At 54.3% G+C, this 5,498-nt stretch carries 3 rRNA genes; all 3 read left to right on the top strand.

The window, feature by feature from the left end:
- The first annotated feature begins 194 nt into the window (after window positions 1-194).
- The 3 genes from HMPREF2129_RS10260 (at window position 195) to rrf (ending at window position 5,477) form a co-directional block, all read left to right on the top strand.
- Window positions 195-1,712 (top strand): 16S ribosomal RNA (locus tag HMPREF2129_RS10260).
- A gap of 431 nt (window positions 1,713-2,143) precedes the next feature.
- Window positions 2,144-5,220, top strand: a 23S ribosomal RNA gene (locus HMPREF2129_RS10255).
- A 139-nt stretch (window positions 5,221-5,359) separates the two neighbouring features.
- Window positions 5,360-5,477, top strand: a 5S ribosomal RNA gene (gene rrf, locus HMPREF2129_RS10250).
- The 16S, 23S and 5S rRNA genes sit together here, the layout of an rRNA operon.
- Window positions 5,478-5,498: the final 21 nt, after the last annotated feature.

The following is a 5,498-nucleotide window of genomic DNA, read 5'->3' as shown; positions in this document are numbered from 1 at the left end:
GTCTTTTTTCCTCGTCGAATGGGGCGGCAACGTGATGAACCTTTTTTGGTTTGTTGAGTAATTTTTGGATGTGCCAGGCCAATGCTTGCGGGCTTTTTGTCTTGTGGGTGTTGGTGTGGTTTGTTTTGGTTGGGTTTTGGGCTTTTCACGGCTCGGTAATCTTTTACTGATTGATGCTCACGTTTGTGGGTGTTTTTGTGGAGAGTTTGATCCTGGCTCAGGATGAACGCTGGCGGCGTGCTTAACACATGCAAGTCGAACGGAAAGGCCTCTGCTTGCAGAGGTACTCGAGTGGCGAACGGGTGAGTAACACGTGGGTGATCTGCCCTGCACTTCGGGATAAGCCTGGGAAACTGGGTCTAATACCGGATAGGACCATCGTGTTGTGGCGGTGGTGGAAAGTTTTTTCGGTGTGGGATGAGCTCGCGGCCTATCAGCTTGTTGGTGGGGTAATGGCCTACCAAGGCGTCGACGGGTAGCCGGCCTGAGAGGGTGTACGGCCACATTGGGACTGAGATACGGCCCAGACTCCTACGGGAGGCAGCAGTGGGGAATATTGCACAATGGGCGCAAGCCTGATGCAGCGACGCCGCGTGGGGGATGACGGCCTTCGGGTTGTAAACTCCTTTCGCCAGGGACGAAGCGTTATGTGACGGTACCTGGATAAGAAGCACCGGCTAACTACGTGCCAGCAGCCGCGGTAATACGTAGGGTGCGAGCGTTGTCCGGAATTACTGGGCGTAAAGAGCTCGTAGGTGGTTTGTCGCGTCGTTTGTGTAATACCGCAGCTTAACTGTGGGGTTGCAGGCGATACGGGCATAACTTGAGTGCTGTAGGGGAGACTGGAATTCCTGGTGTAGCGGTGGAATGCGCAGATATCAGGAGGAACACCGATGGCGAAGGCAGGTCTCTGGGCAGTAACTGACGCTGAGGAGCGAAAGCATGGGTAGCGAACAGGATTAGATACCCTGGTAGTCCATGCCGTAAACGGTGGGCGCTAGGTGTGAGTCCCTTCCACGGGGTTCGTGCCGTAGCTAACGCATTAAGCGCCCCGCCTGGGGAGTACGGCCGCAAGGCTAAAACTCAAAGGAATTGACGGGGGCCCGCACAAGCGGCGGAGCATGTGGATTAATTCGATGCAACGCGAAGAACCTTACCTGGGCTTGACATACACCGGATCGCTGCAGAGATGTAGTTTCCCTTGTGGCTGGTGTACAGGTGGTGCATGGTTGTCGTCAGCTCGTGTCGTGAGATGTTGGGTTAAGTCCCGCAACGAGCGCAACCCTTGTCTTATGTTGCCAGCATTTGGTTGGGGACTCATGAGAGACTGCCGGGGTTAACTCGGAGGAAGGTGGGGATGACGTCAAATCATCATGCCCCTTATGTCCAGGGCTTCACACATGCTACAATGGTCGGTACAACGCGCAGCTACTCTGTGAGGGGATGCGAATCGCTGAAAGCCGGCCTTAGTTCGGATTGGGGTCTGCAACTCGACCCCATGAAGTCGGAGTCGCTAGTAATCGCAGATCAGCAACGCTGCGGTGAATACGTTCCCGGGCCTTGTACACACCGCCCGTCACGTCATGAAAGTTGGTAACACCCGAAGCCAGTGGCCTAAACGTGTTAGGGAGCTGTCGAAGGTGGGATCGGCGATTGGGACGAAGTCGTAACAAGGTAGCCGTACCGGAAGGTGCGGCTGGATCACCTCCTTTCTAAGGAGCTTTTATTGTGTGCCCACAGTTGTGGGTTATTGGTGGTTGAGTACCCGTATGTGGTGCTGCTGCTGTTTTTGTGAAATGTCCAGGTGGATGCATACCTGGCTGGCTGGGTGCCGGTCGAGTGGGCAGGTGATACAGACCTGTAATTCCAAGCATTGTTTTTGTCGTTGGTGCACTGTTGGGTGTCTGGGGCAGCACATGGTGCCCGCATGCATGATTGGTTTTGTGTGTGTGGGTGGTTGTTCCTGTTTGTGACTCACTGTTTGCTGATCACTGTTTGTGTGGTGGTTGGTGGTGGTGGGTGTGGTGTGTGAGAACTGTATAGTGGACGCGAGCATCTTTCTTCTTTGAAGAATATTTTTTGTGTGAGTATGTGTTGTGTATCCGAGCACATGCCCTGCTTTGTGGTGGGGTGTGTGTTGTTGTGTTTGTTACTTAAGGGCGCATGGTGGATGCCTTGGCATGCTGAGCCGATGAAGGACGTGTGAGACTGCGTTATGCCTCGGGGAGTTGTCAACAAAGCGTTGATCCGAGGGTGTCCGAATGGGGAAACCTGGCCACAGTTGTGTGTGGTCGCCTGCTGGTGAATTCATAGCCGGTTGGGAGGTGACGTCGGGAAGTGAAACATCTCAGTACCGACAGGAGAGGAAAATAAGAATGATTCTGCTAGTAGCGGCGAGCGAACGTGGAGGAGGCTAAACCGTGTGCGTGTGATACCTGGCAGGGGTTGCGTGTGCGGTGTTGTGGGGTGCGGTTGTGGTGTTCTGCCAGGCACCGGTGCGCATTGTTGTGTTAGCGGAAGTGGCCTGGGATGGTCTACCGGAGTGGGTGAGAGTCCCGTACGTGAAGACATGGTGGTGTGTGCTTGACTGTGTCCCCGAGTAGCAGCGGGCTCGTGGAATCTGCTGTGAATCTGCCGGGACCACCCGGTAAGCCTAAATACTCAGTGTGACCGATAGTGGATAAGTACCGTGAGGGAATGGTGAAAAGTACCCCGGGAGGGGAGTGAAATAGTTCCTGAAACTGTGTGCCTACAATCCGTCAGAGCACCTCTTGTGTGTGATGGCGTGCCTTTTGAAGAATGAGCCTGCGAGTCAGCGGCATGTCGCGAGGTTAACCCGTTGGTAGGGGTAGTCGTAGCGAAAGCGAATGCTAATTGTGTGTTTTTAGTGGCATGTCCTGGACCCGAAGCGGGGTGATCTACCCATGGCCAGTGTGAAGCAGCTGTAAGAGGTTGTGGAGGCGCGAACCCACGTAGGTTGAAAACTGCGGGGATGAGCTGTGGGTAGGGGTGAAAGGCCAATCAAACTCCGTGATAGCTGGTTCTCCCCGAAATGCATTTAGGTGCAGCGTCGCGTTAGTGTGCCGGAGGTAGAGCTACTGGTTGGTTGAGCGGGACTATCATCTTAGCAATGTCAGCCAAACTCCGAATGCCGGTTTACATGGTGCGCGGCAGTGAGACTGTGGGGGATAAGCTTCATAGTCGAGAGGGAAACAGCCCAGACCGCCGGTTAAGGCCCCTAAGGGTGTGCTAAGTGGAAAAGGATGTGTAATCGCGAAGACAGCCAGGAGGTTGGCTTAGAAGCAGCCACCCTTGAAAGAGTGCGTAATAGCTCACTGGTCGAGTGGTTGCGCGCCGACAATGTAGTGGGGCTCAAGTACACCGCCGAAACCGCGGCAACAAGTTTTTGTTGGGTAGGGGAGCGTCGTGCATGGGGTGAAGCGTGATCGTAAGGGCGCGTGGACTGTGTGCGAGTGAGAATGCAGGCATGAGTAACGAATGATACGTGAGAATCGTATCCGCCGGATGACTAAGGGTTCCTGGGTCAAGTTCGTCTTCCCAGGGTGAGTCGGGTCCTAAGGCGAGGCCGACAGGCGTAGTCGATGGTTAACGGGTTGATATTCCCGTACCCGTATACATGCGACCCAGAACGAGTCGGTGATACTAACCACCCAGAGCTCCTGCCATGGTCAACTTTGTTGGCCGGGTGGGTGTGATGCGTGGGGCCTGATCCGTAGTAGTTCAGTGATGGGGTGACACAGAGTGGTAGCCACGCCGTTTATTGGATTGCGGTGTAAGCGTGCAGCATGCAGGTTAGTCAAATGCGGCCTGTTTTATATGTCAGGCGTGATGCGTAGCCCCTTGAGGGGTGATGGTGGTGATCCTGTGCTGTCGAGAAAAGCCTCTAGCGATGTGTGTGTACGGCCCGTACCCGAAACCGACACAGGTAGTCAGGTAGAAAATACTCAGGCGGTCGGGTGAACTGTGGTTAAGGAACTCGGCAAATTGCCCCCGTAACTTCGGGAGAAGGGGGGCCATAACTGGTGATCTAATCTTGCGTTGGTGAGCTGGTTGTGGTCGCAGAGAAGAGAGGGAAGCGACTGTTTATCAAAAACACAGGTCCGTGCGAAGACGGTTAAGTTGATGTATACGGACTGACGCCTGCCCGGTGCTGGAAGGTTAAGAGGACCTGTTAGACCCTTTTGGGTCGAAGCGGAGAATTTAAGCCCCAGTAAACGGCGGTGGTAACTATAACCATCCTAAGGTAGCGAAATTCCTTGTCGGGTAAGTTCCGACCTGCACGAATGGCGTAACGACTTCCCTGCTGTCTCAACCACAGGCCCGGTGAAATTGCACTACGAGTAAAGATGCTCGTTACGCGCGGCAGGACGAAAAGACCCCGGGACCTTCACTATAGCTTGGTATTGGTGTTTACTGCGGTTTGTGTAGCATAGGTGGGAGACTGTGAAGCGCTCACGCTAGTGGGTGTGGAGTCACAAAGTGAAATACCACTCTGACCGTAGTGAATGTCTTAACCTTGGCCCATGATCTGGGTTGGGGACAGTGCCTGGTGGGTAGTTTAACTGGGGCGGTTGCCTCCCAAAATGTAACGGAGGCGCCCAAAGGTTCCCTCAGCCTGGTTGGCAATCAGGTGATCAGAGTGTAAGTGCACAAGGGAGCTTGACTGCGAGACTGACTAGTCGAGCAGGGACGAAAGTCGGGACTAGTGATCCGGCACCTACTTGTGGATGTGGTGTCGCTCAACGGATAAAAGGTACCCCGGGGATAACAGGCTGATCTTCCCCAAGAGTCCATATCGACGGGATGGTTTGGCACCTCGATGTCGGCTCGTCGCATCCTGGGGCTGGAGTAGGTCCCAAGGGTTGGGCTGTTCGCCCATTAAAGCGGCACGCGAGCTGGGTTCAGAACGTCGTGAGACAGTTCGGTCTCTATCCGCCGCGCGCGTTGAAACTTGAGAAAAGCTGTCCCTAGTACGAGAGGACCGGGACGGACGTACCTCTGGTGTGCCAGTTGTTCCGCCAGGAGCATCGCTGGTTGGCTACGTACGGAAGGGATAACCGCTGAAAGCATCTAAGCGGGAAGCCTGTTTCAAGATGAGGTTTCATAGGTTCCCAGGAGACGACTGGGTTGATAGGCCAGATCTGGAAGCACCGTAAAGTGCGAAGGTGACTGGTACTAATACACCAAACAACAAACAACCAAATCGGCCAACACACACGTGTAACACAAGCCGCTCGCGTCCACTATGCAGTATCTGACACACCACACACATGTCACAAAACACTCAACTACATAACCGACCACACATTGCTGGTCACCATGACACACCCAAAGACGTGTCGGTGGTTGATAGCGGTGGGGAAACGCCCGGTCCCATTCCGAACCCGGAAGCTAAGCCCACCCGCGCTGATGGTACTGCACCCGGGAGGGTGTGGGAGAGTAAGTTACCGCCGACCTAAAAACACAAATAAACAACT

The organism is Corynebacterium tuscaniense DNF00037, from assembly GCF_000759055.1.
In the GTDB taxonomy this organism is placed as follows: Bacteria; Actinomycetota; Actinomycetes; order Mycobacteriales; family Mycobacteriaceae; genus Corynebacterium; species Corynebacterium tuscaniense.
The sequence above is the reverse complement of the archived record's forward strand: the minus strand, read 5'-3'. Positions and strand labels throughout refer to the sequence as shown.